Source organism: Nocardia sp. NPDC004654 (genome assembly GCF_040609595.1).
GTDB lineage: Bacteria > Actinomycetota > Actinomycetes > Mycobacteriales > Mycobacteriaceae > Nocardia.
The window spans coordinates 16298-41302 of sequence record NZ_JBEXKI010000012.1 but is presented as its reverse complement, the minus strand read 5'-3'; the positions used below and the strand labels follow the sequence as shown (position 1 = coordinate 41302).

The window sequence follows — 25005 nt, the reverse complement described above, 5'->3', positions numbered from 1 at the left end:
AGAAGATCGCCTCACCCGCGACGGGTGATCAGCGCGCGTCACCGAGACAGCGCATCCTGCTGTTCGCATTCCGCGATCCAGACCGAAGCGCCTCCCGGTACGACGCTTCAGAACACGGTCGCCCAGTCGTCCCTGATACCGACTACTGCCCAACCGCTCTCGTCGGCGAGCTCGAGCGCCCGCTCGGCTCCCGCCACGTAGTCGAACTCGCGGTCACGATCGTCGTGGCGCACCAACATCCGCAGCGACGGCCGGTCCTGCTGCTCGGTGAACTGCAGCATCGGGATGTCCCCGTTGGTGTTCCCCGCCGCCAGCAGGGGACGCCGACCGATCCGGCTCCAGATCCGCACCGGCTTTTGCGGGCCGTCGTCCAAGACATCCGCCTCGGGTTTGCGGACGATCGTTCCGCCCTCCCAAGCCAACGAGACGCTGCTGCCGATGACGCGCTCGCGGGGAATGCCGTAGATCTCCCGGCTGATCGGTCGCATGAAGTCGCGGCCCCCGCCCGAGGCGATGTAATTGGCGAACCCATTGGCCGCCAAGAAGCCGAGCAGCTGGCGACCGCGCAACTCCGGGTCCTGCTCGGCCATGGCGACCAAGCGGCGCAGGATGAAGTCGAGCTGGATGGGCATCGGCTTCTCGCACCACAGCGTGCCGTCGTTGTCGAAGACGGCGACCCGATCCTCGGCCGGAACAGCGTCGGGCCCGGCGGTCACCCGACCGACAAAATCCAGGATGGCCTGTTCGACGTGGCCGTCGCGCCAGCTCGGAAGCGGATCGGCGGCCGGGGCCGGATCGGTGTGCGCGTTGTCTTCCTGGTTCGCCGCCGCCATGGTTCGGCTCCTTCCTCGGCCGACTGCGCCTCCCGCGACACTGCCTCAGCCGAGGGGCCGCGCGCATCACCCGCGGCGGGCGAGGCGATCACCTGCGCGTCACCCCTGGTGGGATGCGGAATTCCGCCGCCCGTCAGGCGAAGGGATACTGCCCGCCTCCGGTGCCGGGACCCTGGTTCGGTGTGGTGATGTCGATGATGTCCTGGACGAGGTCGACGACGGCACGACCGATGTCGAGCACGTCGTTGCCGAGGGTGGAGAATTCCTGCGCGATGAGCTGGAGCATGTCGTCTGTCCTTCGGCCCGGTCGGCTGGGTACCGTCCTCCAGAGTGACACGGAATGCGTCCCCGACGGCGGGGAATGCCTGCGGTGAGGGCGCGGGCACCCCGGTTCTGAATGGGATTGCATCGTCATGCATAATCATTTGTAGAAGGGCGCGGGCCGCCTGACCTGCGCGCCGGCGCGACCGGCCGGGGGCCGCCGACGCGGCGCCCCGAGACACACCCGCACGAAACCGAGGAGCACACAGACATGTCCGAGCGCGTCGTACTCGCCTACTCCGGTGGGCTTGACACCTCCGTCGCGATCAGCTGGATCGGCAAGGAGACCGGCGCCGAGGTCGTGGCCGTCGCCATCGACCTGGGCCAGGGCGGCGAGGACATGAACGTGGTGCGCCAGCGCGCGCTGGACTGCGGCGCCGTCGAGGCGATCGTGGTCGACGCCCGCGACGAGTTCGCCGACGAATACTGCCTGCCCACCATCCAGGCCAATGCCCTGTACATGGGCCAGTACCCGCTCGTCTCCGCGATCAGCCGCCCGCTCATCGTCAAGCACCTGGTGGAGGCCGCCAAGTTCCACGGCGCCACCACCGTCGCGCACGGCTGCACCGGCAAGGGCAACGACCAGGTGCGCTTCGAGGTCGGCATCGGCGCGCTCGCGCCCGACCTGAACGTGATCGCCCCGGTCCGCGACTACGCGTGGACCCGCGAGAAGGCCATCGCCTTCGCCGAGGAGAACAGCCTCCCGATCAACGTCACCAAGAAGTCGCCGTTCTCCATCGACCAGAACGTGTGGGGCCGCGCCGTCGAGACCGGCTTCCTCGAGGACCTGTGGAACGCGCCGACCAAGGACGTCTACGACTACACCGCCGACCCGACCGTCAACTTCGAGGCGCCGGACGAACTGATCGTCACCTTCGACAAGGGTGTGCCGGTCGCCATCGACGGCCGCCCGGTCAGTGTGCTCCAGGCGATCGTCGAGCTGAACCACCGCGCGGGCCGCCAGGGCGTCGGCCGCCTGGACATGGTCGAGGACCGTCTCGTCGGCATCAAGAGCCGCGAGATCTACGAGGCCCCAGGCGCCCTCGCGCTGATCACCGCGCACCAGGCGCTGGAGAACGTGACCATCGAGCGCGAGCTGGGCCGCTACAAGCGCCAGGTCGAGCAGCGCTGGGGCGAGCTGGCCTACGACGGCCTGTGGTTCTCCCCGCTCAAGCGCGCGCTGGACGCCTTCGTCCAGGACACCCAGCAGCACGTCTCCGGCGAGATCCGGATGGTTCTGCACGGCGGCAACGCGGTGGTCAACGGCCGCCGGTCCGAGCAGTCGCTCTACGACTTCAACCTGGCCACCTACGACGAGGGCGACACCTTCGACCAGTCGCTGGCCAAGGGCTTCGTGCAGATCCACGGCCTGTCCTCGAAGGTCGCCGCGCGCCGCGACCTGAACCAGAAGTAAGCGAGCATCCCGGCAACGAGGGTCGACGCCGACGCGTCGGCCCTCGTTCGTCGTGAACACGGGCGCGCAGCCGCGCCTGATGGACGTTTCACACACCGCGGGCGAGCGGGTCTGTCGTCCCGCCCGGTCCGGCGGCCCGCACCCATCGCGGCGGTGTCGGCCCCGGCTACCGTAGGGGCCGACGTGTTCGAGATCCGCACCGCCCGACCGACCCCACCGAGGAGACAGCACACGATGACGCAGAGCGGCAGCACGAACACCGGTGCCCTCTGGGGCGGACGTTTCGCGTCCGGACCCGCGGAGGCGATGGCGGCGCTGAGCAAGTCGACCCACTTCGACTGGGCGCTGGCTCCCTACGACATCCGCGCGTCCAAGGCGCACGCCCGGGTGCTGCACAAGGCGGGGCTGCTGTCGGAGACCGATCTCGCCGGGATGCTGACCGGTCTGGATCAGCTGGCCGCCGACGTCGCGTCCGGCGCCTTCGGTCCCGCGGAATCCGACGAAGACGTGCACGGCGCGCTCGAGCGCGGGCTGATCGAGCGCGTCGGCGCCGAACTCGGCGGCCGGCTGCGCGCGGGACGCTCGCGCAACGACCAGGTGGCGACCCTGTTCCGGATGTGGCTGCGCGACGGCGTGCGCCGGATCGCGGCGGGCGTGCTCGACGTGGTCGACGCGCTGGTCGCCCAAGCCGCCGCCCACCCCGACGCGGTGATGCCGGGCAAGACCCATCTGCAAGCCGCCCAGCCCGTGCTGCTCGCGCACCACCTGCTCGCGCACGCGCACCCGCTGCTGCGCGACATCGACCGGCTTCGCGATTTCGACCGCAGGGCAGCGGTATCGCCGTACGGCTCCGGTGCGCTGGCGGGTTCCTCGCTCGGCTTGGATCCCGAGGCGATCGCCGCCGAACTGAATTTCGATGCGGCCGCGGCCAATTCGATCGACGCCACCTCCGCGCGGGATTTCGCCGCCGAGGCGGCCTTCGTGCTCGCCATGATCGGCGTCGACCTGAGCCGGATGGCCGAAGAGGTGATCATCTGGAGCACACCGGAATTCGGCTACATCACGCTCGCCGACGCCTGGTCCACCGGTTCCTCGATCATGCCGCAGAAGAAGAACCCGGACGTCTCCGAGCTCACCAGGGGTAAGGCGGGTCGTCTGATCGGCAACCTCACCGGTCTGCTCGCCACCCTCAAGGCCCAGCCGCTGGCCTACAACCGTGACCTGCAAGAGGACAAGGAACCGCTGTTCGATTCGGTCGCCCAGCTCGAGCTGCTGCTGCCCGCCATCGCCGGTCTGGTCTCCACCCTCACCTTCCACACCGACCGGATGGCCGAACTCGCCCCCGCCGGTTTCACCCTCGCCACCGACATCGCCGAATGGCTTGTGCGCCAAGGCGTCCCGTTCCGCGTTGCGCACGAGGCCGCGGGTGCGTGCGTCCGCGCCGCCGAGAACCGCGGCGTCGGCCTCGACGAACTCACCGACGAGGAATTCGCCGCCATCGACCCGGCCCTCACCCCTCAGGTCCGCGAGGTTCTCACCGTCCAGGGCTCCATCGCCTCCCGCAATGCCCGCGGCGGCACCGCGGGCACCCAGGTCGCCCTCCAGCTCGACGAGGTCCGCGCCGCAGCAGCCGCCGCTCGCACCTGGTTGCACTGAGCGTTTCGACCGGCGGCCGATCGGCATGCCGTCCGACCGGCCGCCGGGTCAGTCGGCGCGGGCGAATGCGCTGACGGTGCGGAGCGGGACGGCCTCGCTGACGTCTACTTCAGTCGGACGGTTCGTCCCCCGTCGGCACATGGCTGAACCGAGCGTCGGCCCGTGTCGGAAGCGGGGCCAGCGGCGGGCGTCGTGAGCGGCCCGCCACCGTCGCTGTTCAGAGGAATTCGGCCGTGTCGAGTTCGAAGTCGAATGGTGCCGGAAGGTGTAGCGGCGCACCGAATTTGGCGGTTGCCTGTTGAGTGTACTGGCCGTGATCGGGTGCCCAGAAGACGGTCACTTCGCCGTGATGGCGGTCGACCAGGAGGTACACCGGAATTGCCGCCTGTGCGTAGGCGTCGCGCTTCTCGACGCGATCGACCTCGGCATCGCGGTCGCGGCCGGACGTGATCTCGACGATCAGCAGGACGCCGGACGCATCGGCCCACGATGGCTCGGCCCGGAAATAGCCCCGTGGCGCGACCGCTCCGTCGACTCGCGAGCGGCCCTCGCGGTATGCGGGGATACGCAGGCCACGCTCGTGAAAGAACTCGAGCCCGGTCGAACTGAGGATCTGGTTGCGAATCGTCGCGGCGAACTCGTCGTGCTCGCCGTCGGGAGCGGGTACCACGTAGATCCTTCCGTTGATCAGTTCGACCGATACCTCCTCCGACGACGCACGCTCCAGTACCTCGAACTCCGCAAGGCTCACGTCGGCGTCCTGGATACTCATGTGCCCAGGATAACGGGGTGGGGGACGGTCGGAGCGCGACTCGTGCCCGGCGATGATCGCCACGGGGACTCCTCTCGAGCAGGGATTGTTCTGTCTCGGAGTTGGACGGGGTAGGCCGCCTGCTGGTTCCCCTGGTGTGCACGACACCCGGTGTGTCCTCACGAAAAGGTCGTGTCGGTGTGACGACGCCCCGTGCAATCGCGTCACCAGCCCGTCGTCGGCCAGCTCGAGGTTTTGCGCCGTAGCCGGGTCAGTCGGCGCGGGCGAATGCGCCGTCGGTGCGGAGCGGGACGGAGTCGCTGACGTCGACCTCACCGGCGATGGCGACGTCTTCGGCGAAGCCACCATCGCGGAGTTCGCGACCGGACGAGCAGTCCGCCAAGGTGGCGCCGATGTCGCCGGTCGATTCGAAAGCCGTTCTGGCGATGGTCGATTCGGGCGACAACGGTCCCGCGCCCGCGCTCGCCAACGCGGAGACGACCGCTCCGGCGCCCAGCAGATCTTCGATGCTCGGACGCAACACGTTGCGTCCGGGCCACTGCTCGCCCGCTGCGATCACGGCGACGGGCCGAGCCGCTGTGCCCCAACCCTGTCGGCGGATCCATCGGGCGACGGCGGTCGCGTTGCGCAGCGATGCGGCAAGCACTGGAATCCCGGTGACGGCAGCGGAAATGGCCGAACCGTTGGGAGACGGAAGGACGAGTCGAGGCACCGTCGGGGCGCGGCGCAGCGCCGCGGGTGACAGCGACCAGGGCCGCTGCTCGGTGACGACGCGGCGGCCGACGGCGAGCACCGCGTCCTGGGCTTCGGCGAAGTCCGTCGCGCGATCGTCGCGCCAAGGGAACGGAAAGACGCGAGTACCGGCGTCGACCGCGACGCTGACCGACGTCGTGAACGACAGCACGTCGACGACCACCACACACGCGCTGCCCGGCGTCAGCGCGAGCGCCCCCGCCACACCCCATTCGCAGCGAACGCCGAAGGACCGCTGCTCGAACCATGTTTCTCCCACCACCAAACTGTTCTAACAGAGGGCTGCCCTGAACACAGTGCGGCGCTCGTCTACGGACCCGGGGCCGACGCGGCCGCCATGAACGCCGCTGTCCGACGCTGCCTCGAGAGGGCTGGATTCGAAGCCGCGCGCGGATCGCATGCCGCCCCTGCTTTGCCCGGGCGGGTCGCCGCGCTGCGAGTCAGACGGTGGATGGCCGGACTCGAACCGGCGACTTCGGACGAATGGGCCCGCTGGGTGGTCAGACGCGGACTGCCTCGCCGCCGTCAGTGGGCGCGGCGTTCGATCAGGGTGGCCAGGTGGAGGACGGGTGCGGCGAGGTCCGGGATGGCGTCGGGGTCGCCGAGGCGGCCGGTTTGGTAGCTGAGGAGCTCGTGGCCCGCGAGACTCCAGCGGGGGACTACGCCCTCCAGATGGGCGGCGATCAGTTGGGGGCCGACGAGCAGGCGGGCGTAGTTCGTGTCCACTGCGGTCACGCGGAAACGGTGGTCGAAATCGCGATGACCGGTGGTGACAGGTACGTCGCTGAACAGGGCGCTGCCGGGCTCGGAGAGCGCCGCGACATCGACGACCGCCACCGGCGGATAGGGCCGTTCCAGCAGCACCACCACGACAACGAAGCGGTGGGTGGTCGTGTGGACGATCTGGCCGTTCCAGGCGCTGGTCTGGTAGGAGTAGTCGGCCACGGTGACCTGGTGGCCCCCGAGCTCCCCGGTCAGCGTCGCACCGAGCCCCGTCGGATTGCGCCCCGGCAGCCGCGCGGTCCACGGCACCAGCGGCGCCATCTCGAACCGCCAGCCGTGCGGCGTACCCCACTCACTGAACGTCTGACCAGCAGCCCGCCTCCTGCGCACGCGCAGCGGCAGCAACACCCCGAAACCCGCCGCCAACAGCACGGCCACGAACACGATCAGACCGATCCGGAACGCTTCCACCACGGGTCATCACATCCCTCGGTCGACGGACCCTCCCATTGTCCGCCGACTACTCAGGCCGCGCAGCCGTCTGAGATATGGCAGCGGTCGCCATCGGTGCTCCGCTGGGCGTAGTCAGATCTCCTCGGGAAGTTTCTTGATCACGCGAGTGGCGAGCTTGCGGGTGTAGGAGCTGGGGTCGGTGAGGAACGGCTCGATCAGCTGGCGCGTACCGGGTGCCTTGATCCGGCCGAGGACTTCGATCGCGTAGTTCCGGGTCTGCGGATCATGCAGGTAAGACGTGACAATCGCCAGCGCGCGGGGGTCTTTGCCGCGTCCGAAATAGGTGAGCAGTCCGGCCACGATCTCGTTTGGTTCGGGTTGTTCGGCGATGAGGCCGGCGATCAGATCGAATTCGCGCGGTCCGGAGACGGTGGCCAACGCGCGGGCTGCGCTGTAGCGCTGGAAGTGATCAAGCGCTGGGCTGCGCCGCAACTGCTCGGTGAGCAGTCGGATGGCATGGGCGTTTCCCCGGCCGGAGCGGTCGTCGAGATTGCTGATCAGGTCCGTGTGGATGGCCAGCTTGTGGGGTGCACGAGTCCCGGCAACTCCGCGCCCTTCCGGGCCGGGGATTCGTTCATCGAGATGTTCGAGCCAGTCGAGATACACCGGGATCGCCTGCGGCAACGGCCTCAACTTGTTCAGCGGGCTGAGAGTGTATGCGCGGACGCCGACTGCGGCGAGGTCGCGGACGAGCCGTAACTCGAATCCGTCGCGACCGTCGTGGAGGCTGGACGGGAGGTTTTCGAGCCAATCATGCTGATCCGGCATTCCCGGGTAGGCGCGGTGCACGATGGGGGGATTGCCGAGGCTGTCGGCCATCGTCGCCGCGTCATAGCTTGCCGACGACGGTTGGCTGGTCGCCGAGGGCGGAAGAGTCACTGCCGGCGCGTCGGCAGCATGCTTCTCTGCGAGAACGTGCCTGCTGCGGGCCAGCAGCTGTTTGCGGTACTGATAAAGCCCATCCAGCTGCCGGTCCATCTCCCGGCACCATTCGCGAAGCTGCACGGCGTGGTCGGGCGCATTGCTTGCCATTTGCTCGACCCGTGCTATCGCGGCGGCGATCGCCCGGGCGAGGTCGCCGACGCGGGTACCCAACGTCGCGAGATCCCGTGCCACCCGCACCGGATCAGCGGGTCGATCTCCGGGTTCAGTGTCCGTCGCCATCGTCGAGCTCCTTCCGAATCAGGGTGATCCTGCCTTCATCAACCAACTTCTGAACATCCGGAGTCAGTTGCGTGCGGTGATCGACGACCAGGATCACCGAATACCCACTGCCGTCAGCCCAGGTGAGGTAGTCGGTGATCTGCTCGGTATCCGAGTTGTCGAGTTTGTTCTTGTTCTTTACCTCGGTCAGTTGCTGATCGGGAACGTTCAGGTAGTCCGGTTCACGATCGCTCCCGTTGACCGGGATGGACCGCTTCGGACCAGGCGGTACGTCCGCACGTTCCTCTCCCCGCCGACCGGTCTCCTCGTTCGTATGCCCGCCACCGCCATTGTGGATCGGGTCGGTCTTTCGTGGCGTCCTACCCAGAATCGGCCGCAGTAGAGCCGCGGAAGTGCTGGCTGTGGCATAGATGCCCTTGTTGGAGTCGATCGCTTTCGCCACGAATCCCTCCAACTCTCGCATCAACGTGTCGAAGTCCGACGCCGCCCGTTCGCGGTACTCCTTGCGCTGGAGTTCGATCACAACGCTGCTGGCCTTTCCCGCTGGTGTGGGATTCAGCTCGGCGCCGATATCGGCACCTTCGAGCAGTAACAGGCTCGCGTGCAACGAGTTCAGGATCGCCTCGACCTGCTGTCGTTCGATATCGGTCTTCGACGACACCTCCGCACATGCCGCCCGCAGGGCTTTCGCCACGTCACCGGTGTCGCGATAGGCAGTGGCCAACCACACCAAATCTTGTAGGACACCGTCGATTTCGGGTTCGGTCTGATCCGCCAGCCGAGCCTTGACATCATCGAACATCGCATACGAGTCCGTCTCGGCACCGGCGCCGAACGACTCGAAAGCCGTTCCGGCCGCCGCGATCGCCGCCACCTTGGCATCCGGCCATTTCTTGGTCACCAGTTCAGCGATGTAATGCCAGTGCTCCGGCTTGTCATCGGTCCCGCCAGCCGAGATCTTGCTGGGATGCAACGCTACCGACAGGCTCGTGCCCTGCGGCTCCGCCGGTGGAGTGAACGGTGGACCGGTCGGGTTGTTGGCGTGCTCGTGCGAATCGTGGGTCAACCCGAAATTGTGGACCTGATATCCGAGTTCGCGGGCCGCCATCGCGCAGAAGGAGGCGAGTTCGAACACGTCGGAGGCGGACTGGTCGTAGCTGGTCGACCACAGCACCCCCGCCTCGTGATGTCCTGCGCTGCGAAGTACGTCCTCGAGACGCTTGTTCAGCTCTCGCAGAGCCTTTTCGATGGTGAGACTGGCCTGGATCAGCCTTGCTGCGGCCGCATAGTAGGCGGCCGGATCGACATCCCCCATGGTCGGCTAGGTGGTCGGCAAGCCGAGGGTCTCGCAGTTCGCCCGACGCGCTTGCGCATAGTTGTAATGACAGTTGTCGATCATCAGTCGGTACTCGGCGAACCTTCCGATCAGTGCCGCGCCGTCGGCTTGCCACTCGGTGTGAGCCTGCGCGACCGCCGAGGCGACCGCACCGGCAAACCCGTCCCCGAGCTTCGCCGCTATTTGCGACACATCATGCATCTGAGCGGTCAGAGTCCGGATGAATCCGTCCAAGGCCTTCGAGAACGCCGCCAAATCGTCCAATTCGAAAGAATGCCCGACCATTACGATTCCGGCATCGTGTCGGTGGCTTGCTCGATCTCCGAACCTCTGGATTCGTCTTGCCGCTGAAATGTGTCGGCGGCGACGATCAGCTTGTCGGCCAGTTCATCGAGCCGGTCGAGGAACGGGGTCAGTGCCTCGTGCTCCGTCCGCCAGATCGACATCAGCGAGGATGCGGCACTTCCTCGCCATCTCGCGTGCAGATCCTCGTGTGCTCGGTCGATGTCGCCCGCCGCAGCGACCAGGCTGTTGTGGATGCCCCGCAAGGCCTCACCCCCAGCCCGCAGCCGATCCGGCGAAACGGACAACTCGTCAGACATGATCACGACCCCACCAAACGCACCGACGCCCGAATGCTGTCGGCAACTCCACTCAATACAGTAACCATCACACCTACGACAGGACAGATGCCGATGCCGATCTCCTGGCGCGATAACGCCTCTCCGCAAGCCCAAACCGACATTTCCGATCTCTACGGCCAAGCCCTCACCCTCATCCGGCGACAGCTTGCCGACCATCAAGGCTTCAGTCCGTTCGCAATCGTCACCGGTCATGCCGGCGATCACAGCCTCCGAATGGCGCCGACCGCCGCGACAAAAACAGCCATCCTCGACGCGCTCACACTCAACAGCGACACCACCAACTCCCGCGCCGTCCTGATCGCAATCGACGTCACCGTCCCACCCGAGGGCAACGACGCCGCCGAACTGCTGATCGAACACGCCGACGGCGTCGCACTACAGTTCCTCGTCCCATACAGCACCGGCCCGGACGGCGCACAGCTCGACACCGACCACGTCACTGCGGCGCCTGGGACACGCCGCATTTGGGCTCTGCGCCTCTGATCAGAGGCGAAACCGATCAGCGTCGTGCCGAGACCTTCGAGATTACGGCCGGGCCGCCGCGCGGTCAGCGGCACTAGGCTGCCGCCATGACCTTGCTGCTGCTCGCGCTGGCGATCGCCTCCGAGGTGACCGCGACCGTTTCGTTGAAGTTCTCCGAGGGATTCACCAAGCTGGTTCCGTCCATCGTGGTGGTCATCGGTTATGGCGCGGCGTTCTTCTTCCTTGCACAGGCGCTGAAGCGGGGCATGCCCATCGGGGTGGCGTATGGCATCTGGTCGGCGGTGGGGGTCGCCGCCATCGCCGTCATCGGGGTTCTCTTCCTGAACGAACGACTCACCCTGGTGCAGGTCGGCGGCATCGCGATGGTGATCCTGGGCGTGCTCGCCCTCGAACTCGGCGGGTCGCACTGACCCGGTCCAGGCCACCGGTTTCAGCCGATGCACCACCGCCTATGGGGATCCCGCGACGGTGGTCGCGACGCCGTCTTCGCAGACTCGAGGCCCGCCTCGCATGCGGTCCGACCTCTGCGAAGCTGTGCACAGTGGGAAGCTCTGCGAAGAGTCGAAAGCTCCGCGAGTCCCTTCGTGGGGGCATCAATCCTGAACGCGCACTGTATATCCCGCGTCGGTGAGCGCGGTGAGCACCTCGTCGCGATGGTCGGGCCCGCGAGTCTCCAGAGTGAGCGCTACTTCGACTTCGTCGACGGCAAGCCAGGTCCCGGTGCGCGAGTGCACCACGTCCACCACACTCGCACCCGTCCCGCCCACCACGGTGAGCAATGCGGACAATCCGCCGGGTCGATCCGAAATCGTCACGCGCACAGCGAGATAGCGTCCCGCAGCGCTGAGGCCGTGGTTGACGATCCTGGTCAGCAGCAGGGGATCGATATTGCCGCCGGAGAGCACCGCGCAGACCGGCCCGCGCAGCTCGAGTTCGACTGCGGCGCAACTCATCAGCGCTGCGACGGCCGCCGCGCCCGCGGGCTCCACGATGAGCTTCGCGCGTTCCAAGCACAGCAGCAGCGCCGTGGACAGCGCCTCCTCGTCCACCGTGACGATGCGCGGCGCGTGCGCGGCGACGTGCGCGAACGGCACCTCGCCTGGCAGCCCCACCGCGATCCCGTCGGCCATGGTCGACATCCGTTCCGCCCGTACCGGTTTGCCGACCGCCAGCGATTCCGGCCACGCCGCGGCCTCGGCCGCCTGCACCCCGATCACCCGCACGTCGGGCGCCAGCCGGTGCAGGGCGATCGCGATTCCGGCCAGCAACCCACCACCGCCGGTGGGTACGAGCACCGTGCCCACATCCGGCAGCTGCTCCAGAATCTCGAGCCCCACGGTCGCCTGCCCGGCGACGATGTCCGGGTGGTCGAACGGGTGGATCAGCGTGGCCCCGGTGCGCGCGGCGAAATCTAATGCCGCGTCGAGCGCTTCGTCGATGGTGTCGCCGACCTGCCGCACACGCGCGCCATAAGCCTTGGTGGCAGCCAGTTTTGGCAACGAGGCGCCGATCGGCATGAAGACGGTGGCCTCGATGTGCAGCGAGGTGGCCGCCCACGCGACGCCCTGCGCGTGATTGCCCGCGCTGGCCGCGACCACACCGCGCGCCCGGTCCTCGGAAGGCAGATTGGCGATCCGGTTGTAGGCGCCGCGCGGTTTGAACGAGCCGGTCCGCTGCAGGTTCTCGCATTTCAACCAGACGTCCGCGCCGCAACGTTCGGACAGCACCCGCGAGGCGACCACCGGCGTGCGGCGGATGACCGGCGCCAACAACGCCGCGGCCGACTCGATCCGTTCCAGCCCGATCAGCTCCATGGCCCCATGCTGCCATCGCGAACCGCGAGACATCCTACGATTCCGGGCGTTCAGTCCGCTTTCTTCGCGAGGTTGTGCGCCAGAGCGCCGAGCCGGGCCAAGCGGGCGTCACCGAGCGGGGTGAGCCTGCCGCCGAGCCGGTTGGTGACGAATCCGAGCGACATCCCGGTGGCCGGGTCCGCGAACGCACCGGAACCGCCGAGCCCGAAGTGCCCGAACGCCGAGATCGGCGCGGCCTTGGACGGCATCATCGGTACGCCGTGGAATCCGAGTCCCCACGGGATGCGGAACGCGAGCACGTAATCGGGCGTGAAGACCTGGCGCTCGCGCATGTGGTCGATGGTCTCCGCGCCGAGCAGCTGATAGCCGTCGAGGCTGCCGCCGATCGCCAGCGCTCCGTACAGCCTGGCCAGCGCCCGCGCGGAGAAGACGCCGTTCACGCCGGGCATGACCGAATCGTGCAGCCGCGGGTCCGACATCAGCTCGGCGAAACCGCTGGGCGTCGTCTCGGCGGCGGCGGCGAGGCGGCGGCTGCGACCCATGATCCGCGCGCCGCTCTCCCAGCTCATCCCCGCGACGGTCAGCTTCGGGAAGTTGACGGCGATGCGGTCTCGCTCGGCCTCGGGCACCCGGAACCACAGTTCCTCGGCGCCGAGTGGCTCGGCGATCTCGGTCCGCAGCACGTCGGTGAAGTCCGCGCCCGCGACCCGCCGCACCAGCTCCGCGACGAGGTGTCCGAAGCTGATGCCGTGATAGCCGCTGGTCGTGCGGTGCCGCGGGTCGGGTGCGGCGGCGGCGAGTGCGGCGGTGACCGCGGCGTCGTCGAAGAAGCGCTCCGGCGTACCGGGCAGCAGACCGCGCAGCCGGTGCAGTCCCGCGCGGTGGCTGAGCAGCGCGCGCACGGTGATGTGCTCCTTGCCCGCCGCGGCGAACTCGGGCCAGTACTCGGCGACCGGATGGTCGTAGTCGAGCAGTCCGCGTTCGGCGAGGCGGTGCAGCAACGTGGCGGCGACACCCTTGCCGGTGGAATACGCGACGGCCAGCGTGTCGTGTTGCCACGGAACGCCCGGTCGCGCGAACCCGGCCCAGGCGTCGACCACGGGCTCGCCGTGCAGATAGACGGTCAGCGCGCCGCCGCCGTCGCTCGGACGGCGGAAGAGCCGGTCGAATTCGGCGACGAGGCCGACGAAGCGCCGGTCCACGAACTGCGTTGTCGAAGGTGTCGGCATCGAGGTTTCCTTTTCTGCTCCTTACCCAGACTAAGGGTCCGGAACACGGCCATCTGGCGCGCCCATCGTGCCTCGAGCACAGCACGCCGCCGGACCGCTACGCGATCGGGCGGCGATCAACGATTCGAACCCGCCGGTTCCCACTCTCGGGAACCGGCGGGGGAGGGGAGTAGGTCAGGCCGCCGCGGCGGTGCGCAGCGCGCCCAGTATGTCGGCGGGCTCGGCGACATCGAGGACGAGCCGGGTGAATTCCGAGCCCCTGAGCTCGACGCGCACGCCAGAGCCGTCGAAACGGGTGTCCCAGAATTCCTTGCGGCCCTTGCCGCGGAAGGTGCCCGCGGCGATCACGCCGGGGAAGAAGGTGCCGGGCGCGCGCACCCACGGCGGCCGCAGATCGACCTCGGCGGGCGCGACTTCGGTGATATCGCGCAGGTCGAAACTGAATTGGTCGCGCAGTGCGAGCAGTCGATGTCCGCCGAGCACCTTGACCGTCACTGTCGTTCCCGTGACCTCGATCTCCACCATGCCGCGTACCTCGCAATCGCCCCCGTATTTCCGTACGCCTCCAGCATCGGGCCCGCCCCTGGACTGACCCTGTGCCGATCCTGTGATTTCCCCAAGCTTCTGGACCGGAGCCTCGGCGCCGCCTGAGACGAGTTCCAATCAGGACCCGGCAGCCGCACCCGAAACTGAGAAGATGCCGCTACGTAGATATGCGCATCAACGCATGTTGATTCGAAGTGCGCACCTGCCACAACGTTCAGCATCTCGAGATCGGCAAGGAAGGCGAACGGTCTCGCGGGATCGGGCTCGGTGCCGCATCCACGGTGGTCGGCGCGGAAACCGACCGAAGGCCACCTTCATGCCGCCCCAGACCGATCGAAGGTGACCTTCGTTCACCCGACCTACCTGTCCGGGGTGCCGACCGAGGGGTGACCTTCGTCGTGGTGGGCCGACCGGCGGTGGCCTTCGGCCGGGTGTGCGTGTCCTGGTGCGCTACGGGACGTAGACGATGCGGTCGTCGGTCTGGGCGTTCCACGTCTCGTCGACTTGGGCGAGGGGCACGGGACGGGCCCGCACGGCGATCGCGTCGCTGTGCACCGCGACGGCGAGTTCCGGCAACTCCGCGAGGAAGTCGCGTGCGGGTACCGAGCCGATTCCGCTGCCGCAGATCTGCAGCCGGGACGCGCGCAGCAGCGCGGAGTCGATGGGAATCGTCTGACCGGCGATAGATCCGATCTGGATCCAGTCCAGCGGAGCGCTGCGGTCGCGGCGGGCGGTGATCATCGCGGTCATCGCTCGGGCGGACGGTTCTCCCCACACGTAGTCGATGACGACGTCGACTTCGGCGGCGCGGTCGAGCTCCTCGAAGCTCACCGTTTCGTCCGCGCCGAGGTCGTGCAGTGCGGCGAGCCGGGAAGCGTCGCGTCCCGCGGCGATCACGTACGCGGCGCCGAACCGTTTGGCGATCTGCACCGCCATGCTGCCGGCGCTGCCGGTGGCGCCGAGAACGAGTACGCATCGACCCTTCTGGAACGCGATGCGGCGGCGCAGCGCGACCCAGGACGACATCGCCGGGTTCATCGCGGCGGCGATGCGCACCGGGTCGGCGTCGTCCGGCAGTAGCACGCTGCGGCGCGGGTCGATGACGGTCTGCTCGGCGAGCGTGCCCAGGTCGCCGTCGTCCACCACCGTGTACCTGAGATTTCCGTGCTGGTCCCGTACGACGGCGTCGACGCCGGGGACGAACGGGAACGTCCCGGTGCTGCTGTAGTGCGTGCCGTTCGCCCGAGCCCTGACCAGTTGGTGCAGACCTGCCGCGAGAACATCCACGACCATCTCGTCCCCCTGGGCGACCGGGTCGGGGTACTCCCCGTACTGCGGCGGGGCGTCGAAGCTGGTGACAACGGCGGCGTGCATGGCAACTCCTCGTATTTGATTGGTATTACAAACTAAATCGAGTTTGGTTGGTAATACAAACCATGTCAAGTAGGATGCCCGTATGGAATCCGAGGACGCGCTCGAGGACGCTCTCGTCCGGACGTCGTTCCGGGTGATGGCCGTGCTCACCCGCATCGGTTCGGAGCACGATCTGTCCCTCACCCAACTGCGGTTGCTCGGCCTGCTGCGTGACCGCCGACCGCGCATGACCGATCTGGCGGCGTTCCTGGGGTTGGACAAGTCGACGATGTCCGGCCTCGTCGAACGGGCGGAGCGCCGAGGCCTCGTGGCACGAGGCAAGTCGCCGCAGGATCGCCGGGTGGTCGACGTGTTCATCACTCCGACGGGCAGCGAACTCGCGCAACGGGTGCAGGAGGAGATCCGCGCGGCCCTCGCGCCCTATACCGACCGTCTAGCCGCGGACGACCGCCAGACGCTCATCCAACTGCTCGACTCCCTTTCGGGAAGGTCGACGAATGGAAAGGCCCAGCCCGACGACTTGCGGGCTGGGCCATGACTTCGCCGCACGTGGGCGCGGCTACTCCTCGATCAGTGCGAGGCCGCGCGCCCCGCGTGATGCGCCGCGTCGGCGATCTCCAACACATCCGCCAACCACGGCGTGTAGCTCGTCGGATCCTCCGCGAGCGCCGCGCGCAGTTCCTCCGGCTGGATCCACGCGTACGCGGCGACCTCGGCGGGGTCGGGCCGCGGCACGCCGGCGTCGAGTAGCCCGATGAGCACGTGGTCCCACTCGTGCTCGACGCGGCCGGTGGCGCTGTCCCGCGCGTGATATCGGAAGACGCCGACCTCGGTGAGCGTGGTGGCCAGCCCGAGCTCCTCGGCGAGCCGCACCGCCGCCGCGGCCGCCACCGGCTCGCCGGGCGCGGGATGTCCGCAGCAGGTGTTGGCCCACAGCAGCGGAAAGCGGGTCTTCACGGCGGCCCGCTGCTGGAGCAGCACCCGTCCCGCCGAGTCGAAGAGCAGTACGGAGAACGCGCGATGGAGCCGCCCAGGCGCCTGGTGCGCCTCCGAGACCGGGCACGCGCCGACCGCGCGGCCCGCCTCGTCCACGAGCTCGACGGGCAGGGCCTCGCGGTCGGTCAACGGCTGGGCGAGGGTCTCGGTCACCTCCCCACCTTATCGGCGGCGATGAGCAGGTACTGGAAGCTGCCCTCTCGGTACGCGGTGAGGAACGGCTTCTCCACACCCGTCGCGAGCTCGGATTTCGTGCGCAGATCCCAGTACGGGATGGTGGCCGCCGTGAGGTCGACCACGTCGATGGGCACCAGGCCGTTCTCGGCGAGCGCCCGGAAGTACTCGCTGCGCGGATGGATCATGCAGCCGTAGTGCGCGTCGATCCAGCTGACCGACGACGAGCGCCCGCCCGTGACGTCGTTGGAGCAGCCGGTGATGCAGACGTAGCGCCCGCCGGGCTCCAGCAGCCGGGAGAACTCGCGGAACAGGTCGAACAGGTCGACGTACATGGTCGTCTCGTTGGTCCAGATCCCGCGCATCACGCCGCTGTCGAAGCCGGTGTCGAGCATGTTGCGGAAGTGGAACTTCACCTTGTCCGCGACGCCGCGGTGCGCGGCCTGGTCGTTGGCGAAGCCGACCTGGTACTCGGAGATGGTGACACCGTCCACCTGGCAGCCGAAGCGCTGGTTGGCCATGAAACTGGTGCCGCCACGGCCGGATCCGCCGTCCATCAATCGGTCGCCGGGGCGGACGTCACCGAGGTGGTCGAGCAGCAGATCGGCCTGCGCGGTCTCGAGCCGGTGGAGTTCCTCGACGATCCGTTCCTGGCGGGTGTTCTCGGGACCTTCCAGCACCGAGAGATCGGGGTCGCCGATGCCGTAGTGGTGGTGGTAGAGCCCGTCGACCTCGCCGAGCTTGGTGTTGACCCGGTCGTCGTTGGGGTTGTCGTTCCAGTACGCCGCAACGGATTTCTGGTAGTTGGTGCGCAGCACGGCCTCGGCCTGGGGGTTGAGCATGGTCATGCGTGATCATCCTCTCTCGTTGCGGTACCGGCTATCCGACATCTTTGTAGCGACGACTGTCGGCATGCCAGGCGCGGTTGCCGCCCATCCATGCCCACAGTCCGACGAGGAAGCGTCGCAGTTCCGGCGATCCGCCGGCGGCCAGCGGCGCGGCCTCGCGTTCGAAGCGGTGCACGAGTTCGTCGTGGACCGCCGCGGTGTGCAGCACCGCCTCTCTACGGGAGCACCGCTCTTCGGCGGCAAGCACCGTGGGGAGGTTGAATTCCCTTCCGTTGGAACGGTCTTCGCGTGCCATCGAGTACAGATCGTTGACCATCTGGGCGGCGAGCGCCGCGGTGGTCGTCACCCGCCGCATCGCCGGGTGGGTGTATTCCGCCGCCGACAGCTCGTAGCCGCCGAGCACGTCGATCGGCGCCATGCACGGCAGGAAGCTGTGCGGTTGGCGGTTGGTGAGGTATTCCCAGACCGGTGGCATCCGGCCCGCGCCCCGCCAGCCCGCCTCGGCGCCAAGTGCGATGAACCAGCCGCCGATCTCGGTGCGCAGCCTGGCCAGTTGCGCCGGGCCGGCGTACTGCGCGAGGTGCTCGAACGAGGTGCGGAAGGCCCGCAGGATCGGATCTGCCTGCAGCGCGCGCTCCAGCTGCGGTGCGTAGCGCGCGGGCAGATGCGCGGGATCCATGACGGCCATGCACAGTTCGAGTCGCGGACCGAGCTCGGCCTCGGGGCTGGACGGGGTGCCGTCGGGAGCTCGGTCGTCGGCATCCTCCTCGCAGTAGTAGTCGTCCACGGACCACTCCGAGACCGCGCATTTGGCCGCGGCCAGCAACTGGTCGGCGTGGGAACAGTCGGGGTGGGCGAGCATGACGAGCCGTCCGAAGTCGGCCTTGCGCAGGTCGTCCAGCCTGCCTTCGTAGAGGCCGATGTCCTCGGCCCAGGCCAGCAGGCCCTCGTTCACCGCCTCCGCGAGCACGGGATCGTCGCGCAGGGGAGGCGGGCAGTAGAGCGGCGGAATGCGGGAGCCGCTGCCGACCTGCGTCGAGGCGGTGCCGAGCCCGGACGGTCCGATCCGCGCCCGCGGCGGCGCGGCCGTCGCGGGACGCACCGCCGCGGACGCGGTACCCAAACCCGTCGGCCCCAAAGGAATGCGAGCCCATGGCCGGTCCGGCTCGGACGCCGGTGTGGCTGGCGCATGCCCGTTGCTTGCCGGTGCGGCGGCCCGCCCGGTGACCCGTACCGCAGGGCCGGACGGAATCGGTGGGCGCCGCGACTCCGCCGGACCGGCCCCCTGCGCCGGGCCGACGGAGTCCGCGGCGTTCCCGTCCGGCGGACCGGACGGGGTCTCGTCGACGCCGTCCGCGACCGGAGCGGCGTCAGGTGTGGAGGGGCCGATCGCCACACTGTCCGGCGCCAGGTACGGCGTGGTCGGTCCGGCGGTGCGATCGACGGGCAGCCGCAGCGCGCCCGACCCGAGCCCCCTCGGGCCGAGCAGCCGGGCCGGCGTGAACCCGGCTGCTGGCGATGGCTGGCTCGAAACATCGGGCGGCGCAGCGGATGTCGCTACCGCTTCGGCGAACAGCTCGGCGGGCGCCGCGCTGTCCGTGCTGGTGAGCAGCGCCACGACGTCGGCGGCCAGATCGTGCGTGGCGGCGGGCGCGGCGGCGCGGGAGAGCACCGACATCGGTCATCACCCCGGCTAGTCCGCCTGCCGGGCGACCAGGACATTGTCGAGCACCCCGAGGGCGTCCGGGACCAGCACGGCGGCCGAGTAGTAGCAGCTGACCAGGTAGGAGATGATCGATTGGTCGTCGATGCCCTTGAAGCGCACGTTCAGACTGGGCTCGAACTCGTCCGGAATTCCGGTCTGGTGCAGTCCGATCACGCCCTGGTCCTTTTCGCCGAGGCGCATGGCGAGGATCGAGGTGGTCCCGTTCTCGCTGACCGGGATCTTGCCGCACGGGTAGATCGGCACGCCGCGCCACGCGGGCACCCGGTGTCCGTCGACATCCACCGGGTCGGGATAGATTCCGCGCTTGGTGCATTCGCGGCCGAACGCGGCGATCGCTTTCGGATGCGCCAGAAACATTTTCGTGCTGCGGCGCATGCTCAGCAGCTCGTCCATGTCGTCCGGGGCCGGCGGGCCGGACTCGGTGTAGATGCGCTGCTTGAGGTCGCAGTTGTGCAGCAGGCCGAAATCGGGATTGTTCACCAGATCGTGTTCCCGGCGTTCGTAGAGCGCCTCGATGGTCAGGCGCAACTGCTGTTCGACCTGATTCATCGGATCGTTGAACAGATCGGCGACGCGGGAATGCACCCGCAACACGCTCTGCGCCAGGCTGAGCTCGTATTCTCGTGGAGCGGCGTCGTAGTCGACGAACGTGCCTTGCAGCAGCGGCTCGCCGTCGTGGCCTGAGGAGATCTCGATGTCGGCCTCGCCCTTGGAATTCTGCCGATGAGCGGGCGCGGCCGCGACGCGTTCGAGTTGCTCGCGCAATGCCGGTGCGCTGTCGACCATTTCGTCGAGCGCCTGCCGGGGCAGCACGAGCATGGTGGTTTTGGTGACCGTCTTGACGGTCACCGGCCAGATGGCGGACGTATCGAGCAGGGTTTCGTCACCGAAATAGTCACCTGCGCCGAGCATGCCGACCTTGGTCTGCTCGCCGAATTCACCGACGCCGATTTTGGCCAGCTTGCCGTGCACGATCAGAATGACCTGATTCATTGGATTGCCGAATTCAGTGACGACAGTTCCGGGTTCGAGATCGCGCTGTTCGAAACGCTGCGCGAGCGCGGCCAGCGTCTCCTCGTCGTCGAATCCGCGCAACGGCGGAAGTTCTTGGAGTTCCAGCGGTATCACGCGGGCCTGTCCGCCGTCGACGGCGAATTCGACCTCACCGTTGCCGACGGTGTGGGTCAGGCGCCGGTTGACCCGGTAGACACCGCCGTTGACCTGCACCCAGGGCAGCGTGCGGGTGAGCCAGCGCGAGCTGATCCCCTGCATCTGCGGTTCGGATTTGGTGGTGTGCGCCAGCTGGTGCGCGGCGCCCGTGCTCAGGCTCTTGCGAACGTTGTTTTCCGTTTGGACTGGCATTTCGATGGTCATGCGTGGTCCTCACCTCGAGGGGTCACCGGGACGGTCGATGGTGTTTCTTGGGCACGGCAGATCAGCAGACCGGGAAAGGCCTGCGAAAGAAGAGACATTCGCGTGGAAAACACTTGCGCGACAGGGTGTTCCAGACGGCATTGATGGTAGGTCGCGGAAGTGTTGCGGCGCAGCAAAATTCGCGGAATTCGCCCGACGGATTCGGATGGTTACGACATGCGTTCGATCGAGTAACGACAGATAACGACACGGCGACGCGCGCGAACATCCTGGGATGAATGATTGATTCGCCGACGATTCGCGGGCGGCTGGCTATCTTCTTGTCCCATGTTCACGTGGATCTACGTGTTGCCCATCTGGCTGGTTTTCCTCATCATCACCGGCACCGCAGTGCTGCTGACCTCCGCGGGCATCCTGGTGTCCCGCAAGTACGTGATCCGGATCTTCGGGCCCGAACCCGGCAAGAACGAGACCGTCACGATGGTGCTGACCGTCGGCGGCGTGTTCTACGGCCTGCTACTCGGCCTGATCGCGGCGGCGACCTACGAGTCCTACGACACCGCACAGTCCTTGGTCGCAGACGAGGCCGCCGCGCTCGGCACGCTCTACCGCGAGGTGGGCGCCTACCCCGAGCCGCAGCGCACCCAACTCCAGCGGGATCTGATCGACTATGCCGACAACGTGCTCACCGAGGCGTGGCCCGCGCTGCGCGAGGGGCGCGAGCCGATGGGCGGCACGGCTCTGGTGACCCGATTCCAGGTGAACCTGCTGGCTTTCGAGCCGCGGACGACCGCGCAGGAGATCGTGCACGCCGCGACCATCGAACAGTTCGCGCGCTTCGACTCCGACCGCAGACACCGGATCAACGCCACCGCGGGCGGCATGCCCGACGTGCTGTGGTGGGTCATCCTGGTCGGTGGCGCGGTCAACCTGGTACTGCTGTGCATGTTCAGCCTGAGCCGCGGCGCGCATCTGATGCTCGGCGGCTTGTTCGCCTTCTTCCTCGGCGCGATGATCTTCCTGATCGCGGCGATGGACTATCCGTTCCGCGGTGATCTCAGCGTCAGCCCCGAGCCGTTCGAGAGCATGTATATCCACGTCATGGGGCGGTGACCGCGCTCACCTGCCATGGAACCTGTCACAGCCGACACATGAGGTCACCCCGATGTGGGAAGCTCGTCTATACGCGTGGACGGCATACTTCTCCGGGGGTCGGAAGGTGTCTCTTCGCGCCGAGCGCGCGGAGGTCGTGTGGGCACATTGCAGGGTAGGGCCAGGAGCGATGGTGAACTTCGGTAAGGAATTGGTGGGTTCGGTGCAGCGGTTGATGGCGACCGCGCAGAACGGCCTGGAGGTGATCCGCTTCGGTGGACTCACCCACGATGTCGAGTCGTCGCCCTTCGAGGTGGTCGAGCGGCGCAGGATGTATCGGCTGCGCCACTATTTCCCCGACGATGCCACGCCCGGTCGTCCGGTCGCGGTACTGGTGCCGCCGCTGATGGTCAACGCCGACATCTGGGACGTGAACGCCGAGGGCGGCGCCGTCGGCATTCTGCATCGCGGCGGAATCGATTGCTGGGTGGTCGATTTCGGTTCCCCGGCGAGCGAGGAGGGTGGCTGGGAGCGTGATCTCGCCGACCATGTGCTCGCGGTGAGCAGCGCCATCGACACGGTCTGCGAGGCGACCGGCAGCGACGTGCACCTGATGGGCTACTCGCAGGGCGGCATGTTCGCCTACCAAACCACCGCCTACCGCTTCGGCAAGGGCGTCGAGAGCATCGTGACCTTCGGCAGCCCGGTCGACATCGTCGCGGGCATACCGTTCGGACTGCCGTACGGGCTGGTCTCCGATGTGGCGGACTTCCTCGCCGATCACGTCGTGACGCGGCTGCCCATCACCGATTCGATGGTGCGGTTCGGCTTTCAGATGCTCGACCCGGTCAAGACCGCCAAGGCCAGGATCGACTTTCTGCGCCAGCTGCACGACCGCGAGGCGCTGCTGCCCAAGGAGCGCCAGCGCCGCTTCCTCAACAGCGATGGCTGGGTCGCCTACGCCGGGCCCGCGGCCGCCGACTTGCTCAAGCAGTTCGTCGCGCACAACCGGATGATGCTCGGCGGTTTCGTGATTCGCGATCAGCCGATCTCGCTCGCCGAGCTGAAGTGCCCGATCCTCGCCTTCGTCGGCGAGGTGGACGACATCGGCCAGCCCGCCGCGGTGCGGGGCATCGTGCGCGCGGCGCCGAACGCGGAGGTCTTCGAGGCCAGCCTGGTCGCGGGCCACTTCGGTCTGGTCGCCGGCAGCATGGCCACCAACCACACCTGGCCGCTGGTGCGCCAGTGGGTGGAGTGGATGGACGGCGGCAAGCCGCTGCCCGAGGAGATCTTCCGGATGTCCGAGCACGTGGCGACCAACCGCCCGCGCTCGGCGGCCACCCGGGTGGTGCACACCGCGGGGACGCTGGCCGAGGCGGGCGCGGGCATGGGCAAGGCGCTGGAAGGCATCGCCAACAACACCGTGCGCGGTTCGATCGAGCTGGCGGGCGAGGCGGCGCGGGCGCTGCCCAGGTTGACCCGGTTGGGCATGATTCAGCCCAACACCCGCATCTCGCTCGGCAAGCTGCTCGCCGAGCAGGCCAAACGGGCGCCGCTGCGCGAATGCTTCCTCTTCGATGACCGGGTGCACACCAACGCGGCGGTGCAAGTCCGCATCGACAACGTGGTGCGCGGGCTCATCTCCGTCGGCATCCGGCCCGCCACCCGAGTCGGCGTGCTGATGGAGACCCGCCCGAGCGCCCTGGTGACGGTGGCGGCGCTGTCGCGGCTCGGGGCGGTGGCGGTGCTGCTCGCGCCGGGCAGCGAGCTGAACCGCGCCATCGAACTCACCGGCGCGGAGACGGTGATCGTCGATCCGGAGAACCTGCGTCTGGCGTCGGGGAGCGGCGCACGAATCCTGGTGTTGGGCGGCGGCGAGGCCCGCGGACTCGACATCCCTCTGGGCGACAACGTGATCGACCTCGAGCAGATCGATCCCACCCAGGTGCGGGTGCCCGCCTGGTACCGCCCCAACCCGGGCTTGGCGCGCGAGCTGGCCTTCGTGCTGGTGACCGGCACCGGCGACCGGCTGGAGACCAAGCACATCACCAACCACCGCTGGGCGCTGTCGGCCTTCGGCACCGCGACCACCGCCGATCTCGACCGCAAAGACACGGTGTACTGCCTCGCGCCGCTGCACCACTCGTCGGGACTGCTGGTCAGCCTCGGTGGCGCCATCGCGGGCGGCAGCCGCATCGCGCTGGCCAGGTCGCTCGACCCGGAGCAGTTCGCCGAGGAAGTGCACCGCTACGGCGTCACGGTGGTGACCTACACCTGGACGATGCTGCGCGACATCCTCGACGCCGGAGTGTTCCCCGCCGGGCATCGGCACCCGATCCGGTTGTTCATCGGCTCGGGCATGCCCGCCGGACTGTGGCGGCGCACCACCGACCAGTTCGAACCGGCGCGGGTGCTGGAGTTCTACGCGTCCATCGAGGGCGATGTGGTGCTCGCCAACGTGACCGGGGCCAAGGCGGGCTGCAAGGGCCGCCCGGTGCCTGGCACCGCCAAGGTCGAACTGGTGGCCTACGACCCGAGCACGGGCGGCATCCTGGTCGACGATGCCGGTTTCGCCCGCCGTTGCGCGGACAACGAGGTCGGCCTGCTGCTCGGCCGGGCCTCGGAGGGCGTCGACATCTCCGAGGGCGGCCTGCGCGGGGTGTTCACCGCGGGCGACTCGTGGATGCCGACCGAGAATCTGTTCCGCCGCGACAGCGACGGCGACTACTGGCTGGTCGACCGCAAGGACACGGTGATCCACACCGCGCGCGGCCCGGTGTTCGGCCAGCCGATCGTGGACGTGCTCAACGACATCACCGCCGTCGACATGGAGGTCGCCTACGGCCTTCCGGTTGGCGACCACTGCCTCGCGGTGGCGGCGGTGTCGGTGCGGGTGGGTTTCCACCTGGAGCCGAAGGACGTCACCGAGGCGATGCGCGCCCTCGACACCGAGCAGCGACCGGACCTGGTGTACGTGGTCGACGAGATTCCGCGCAGCTCCAGCTACCGGCCGTCCACCCGGGCGGTGCAGGCGGCCGGGCGGCCGGAACCGGGTCCGCTCACCTGGTGGTACCACCGCGAGACCGAGAACTACGAAGTGCTCACCGAGACCGAGGCCCGCGCGCTTTTCGGTAACTGAGCCCGTTCCGGCCGCACCGGACCCGCCGGTGCGGCCGGAACGTGTTGTAGATCCGCCGGATTGGCCGCGGCACGCGCACCC

24 protein-coding genes are annotated in these 25005 nt (G+C 68.1%); 7 read left to right on the top strand and 17 right to left on the bottom strand.

What is annotated here, in order from left to right; translation table 11 throughout:
• Nucleotides 1-107 precede the first annotated feature (107 nt).
• The gene (locus tag ABZV58_RS32395) at nt 108-833 is read right to left on the bottom strand and encodes a hypothetical protein (protein ID WP_355004002.1); all 726 of its coding nucleotides are present in this window, start codon (nt 831-833) and stop codon (nt 108-110) included.
• 133 nt (nt 834-966) lie between these two features.
• Complete coding sequence (locus ABZV58_RS32390) at nt 967-1119, bottom strand: hypothetical protein (protein ID WP_355004001.1); 153 nt, start codon at nt 1117-1119, stop codon at nt 967-969.
• Nucleotides 1120-1365: 246 nt separating this feature from the next.
• Between ABZV58_RS32390 and ABZV58_RS32385 the strand changes: the two genes are divergently transcribed.
• Nucleotides 1366-2568, top strand: a complete 1203-nt coding sequence (locus ABZV58_RS32385) for an argininosuccinate synthase (protein WP_141812801.1) — start codon at nt 1366-1368, stop codon at nt 2566-2568.
• Nucleotides 2569-2802: 234 nt separating this feature from the next.
• A complete protein-coding gene (argH, locus tag ABZV58_RS32380) occupies nt 2803-4224 on the top strand; it encodes an argininosuccinate lyase (protein WP_355004000.1) in 1422 nt (473 codons plus the stop codon).
• Nucleotides 4225-4441: 217 nt separating this feature from the next.
• Here argH and ABZV58_RS32375 read toward each other — a convergent pair whose 3' ends face one another.
• The 7 genes from ABZV58_RS32375 to ABZV58_RS32345 all read right to left on the bottom strand — a co-directional run bounded on the left by ABZV58_RS32375 (nt 4442) and on the right by ABZV58_RS32345 (nt 10087).
• Entirely contained in the window at nt 4442-5059 is a 618-nt protein-coding gene (locus ABZV58_RS32375; protein WP_355003999.1) for a Uma2 family endonuclease, read from the bottom strand.
• A 187-nt stretch (nt 5060-5246) separates the two neighbouring features.
• Nucleotides 5247-6008, bottom strand: a complete 762-nt coding sequence (locus tag ABZV58_RS32370; protein WP_355003998.1) for a 2-phosphosulfolactate phosphatase — start codon at nt 6006-6008, stop codon at nt 5247-5249.
• A gap of 266 nt (nt 6009-6274) precedes the next feature.
• Nucleotides 6275-6946 (bottom strand): hypothetical protein, encoded by a 672-nt coding sequence (locus ABZV58_RS32365; protein WP_355003997.1) that lies wholly within the window; start codon nt 6944-6946, stop codon nt 6275-6277.
• A 111-nt stretch (nt 6947-7057) separates the two neighbouring features.
• Nucleotides 7058-8149, bottom strand: coding sequence for a hypothetical protein (locus tag ABZV58_RS32360; protein ID WP_355003996.1), 1092 nt, complete (start codon nt 8147-8149; stop codon nt 7058-7060).
• Nucleotides 8133-9464, bottom strand: a complete 1332-nt coding sequence (locus ABZV58_RS32355; RefSeq protein WP_355003995.1) for a putative toxin — start codon at nt 9462-9464, stop codon at nt 8133-8135. The genes ABZV58_RS32360 and ABZV58_RS32355 overlap by 17 nt, the downstream gene beginning before the upstream one ends.
• Before the next feature lie 6 nt (nt 9465-9470).
• Nucleotides 9471-9749, bottom strand: a complete 279-nt coding sequence (locus ABZV58_RS32350) for a hypothetical protein (protein ID WP_355003994.1) — start codon at nt 9747-9749, stop codon at nt 9471-9473.
• 20 nt (nt 9750-9769) lie between these two features.
• Nucleotides 9770-10087, bottom strand: coding sequence for a WXG100 family type VII secretion target (locus tag ABZV58_RS32345; RefSeq protein WP_355003993.1), 318 nt, complete (start codon nt 10085-10087; stop codon nt 9770-9772).
• Nucleotides 10088-10174: 87 nt separating this feature from the next.
• Between ABZV58_RS32345 and ABZV58_RS32340 the strand changes: the two genes are divergently transcribed.
• Nucleotides 10175-10612, top strand: coding sequence for a hypothetical protein (locus ABZV58_RS32340; protein WP_355003992.1), 438 nt, complete (start codon nt 10175-10177; stop codon nt 10610-10612).
• Nucleotides 10613-10698: 86 nt separating this feature from the next.
• Complete coding sequence (locus ABZV58_RS32335; RefSeq protein ID WP_355003991.1) at nt 10699-11022, top strand: multidrug efflux SMR transporter; 324 nt, start codon at nt 10699-10701, stop codon at nt 11020-11022.
• A 183-nt stretch (nt 11023-11205) separates the two neighbouring features.
• Here the strand turns inward: ABZV58_RS32335 and ilvA are convergent, their stop codons facing one another.
• The 4 genes from ilvA to ABZV58_RS32315 form a co-directional block, all read right to left on the bottom strand.
• Nucleotides 11206-12426 (bottom strand): threonine ammonia-lyase, encoded by a 1221-nt coding sequence (gene ilvA, locus ABZV58_RS32330; RefSeq protein WP_355003990.1) that lies wholly within the window; start codon nt 12424-12426, stop codon nt 11206-11208.
• Nucleotides 12427-12476: 50 nt separating this feature from the next.
• A complete protein-coding gene (locus tag ABZV58_RS32325; RefSeq protein ID WP_355003989.1) occupies nt 12477-13655 on the bottom strand; it encodes a serine hydrolase domain-containing protein in 1179 nt (392 codons plus the stop codon).
• Between the two features lie 174 nt (nt 13656-13829).
• Nucleotides 13830-14180 carry a hypothetical protein gene (locus ABZV58_RS32320; RefSeq protein WP_355003988.1) on the bottom strand — a complete coding sequence of 117 codons (351 nt, stop codon included), beginning with the start codon at nt 14178-14180 and terminating at the stop codon, nt 13830-13832.
• Between the two features lie 471 nt (nt 14181-14651).
• Nucleotides 14652-15575, bottom strand: a complete 924-nt coding sequence (locus ABZV58_RS32315; RefSeq protein WP_355003987.1) for a zinc-binding alcohol dehydrogenase family protein — start codon at nt 15573-15575, stop codon at nt 14652-14654.
• Between the two features lie 82 nt (nt 15576-15657).
• Here ABZV58_RS32315 and ABZV58_RS32310 point away from each other — a divergent pair, with 82 nt between their 5' ends.
• Nucleotides 15658-16113 (top strand): MarR family transcriptional regulator, encoded by a 456-nt coding sequence (locus ABZV58_RS32310; protein WP_355003986.1) that lies wholly within the window; start codon nt 15658-15660, stop codon nt 16111-16113.
• 32 nt (nt 16114-16145) lie between these two features.
• Here ABZV58_RS32310 and idi read toward each other — a convergent pair whose 3' ends face one another.
• The 4 genes from idi to ABZV58_RS32290 are packed head-to-tail and all read right to left on the bottom strand — an operon-like array spanning nt 16146 to nt 20693.
• A complete protein-coding gene (idi, locus tag ABZV58_RS32305) occupies nt 16146-16724 on the bottom strand; it encodes an isopentenyl-diphosphate Delta-isomerase (RefSeq protein WP_355003985.1) in 579 nt (192 codons plus the stop codon).
• Nucleotides 16721-17593, bottom strand: a complete 873-nt coding sequence (locus ABZV58_RS32300) for a geranyl diphosphate 2-C-methyltransferase (RefSeq protein ID WP_355003984.1) — start codon at nt 17591-17593, stop codon at nt 16721-16723. The genes idi and ABZV58_RS32300 overlap by 4 nt, the downstream gene beginning before the upstream one ends.
• A gap of 31 nt (nt 17594-17624) precedes the next feature.
• Nucleotides 17625-19271, bottom strand: a complete 1647-nt coding sequence (locus ABZV58_RS32295) for a family 2 encapsulin nanocompartment cargo protein terpene cyclase (protein WP_355003983.1) — start codon at nt 19269-19271, stop codon at nt 17625-17627.
• Nucleotides 19272-19286: 15 nt separating this feature from the next.
• The gene (locus ABZV58_RS32290) at nt 19287-20693 is read right to left on the bottom strand and encodes a family 2B encapsulin nanocompartment shell protein (RefSeq protein WP_355003982.1); all 1407 of its coding nucleotides are present in this window, start codon (nt 20691-20693) and stop codon (nt 19287-19289) included.
• Nucleotides 20694-21020: 327 nt separating this feature from the next.
• On the opposite strand from ABZV58_RS32290, the gene ABZV58_RS32285 reads away from it, so the two are divergent.
• Together ABZV58_RS32285 and ABZV58_RS32280 are read left to right on the top strand one after the other, a co-directional pair.
• Nucleotides 21021-21806, top strand: a complete 786-nt coding sequence (locus ABZV58_RS32285; RefSeq protein ID WP_355003981.1) for a hypothetical protein — start codon at nt 21021-21023, stop codon at nt 21804-21806.
• Between the two features lie 172 nt (nt 21807-21978).
• On the top strand, nt 21979-24924 hold the full coding sequence (locus tag ABZV58_RS32280; RefSeq protein ID WP_355003980.1) for an acyl-CoA synthetase: 2946 nt from the start codon (nt 21979-21981) through the stop codon (nt 24922-24924).
• Nucleotides 24925-25005 lie beyond the last annotated feature (81 nt).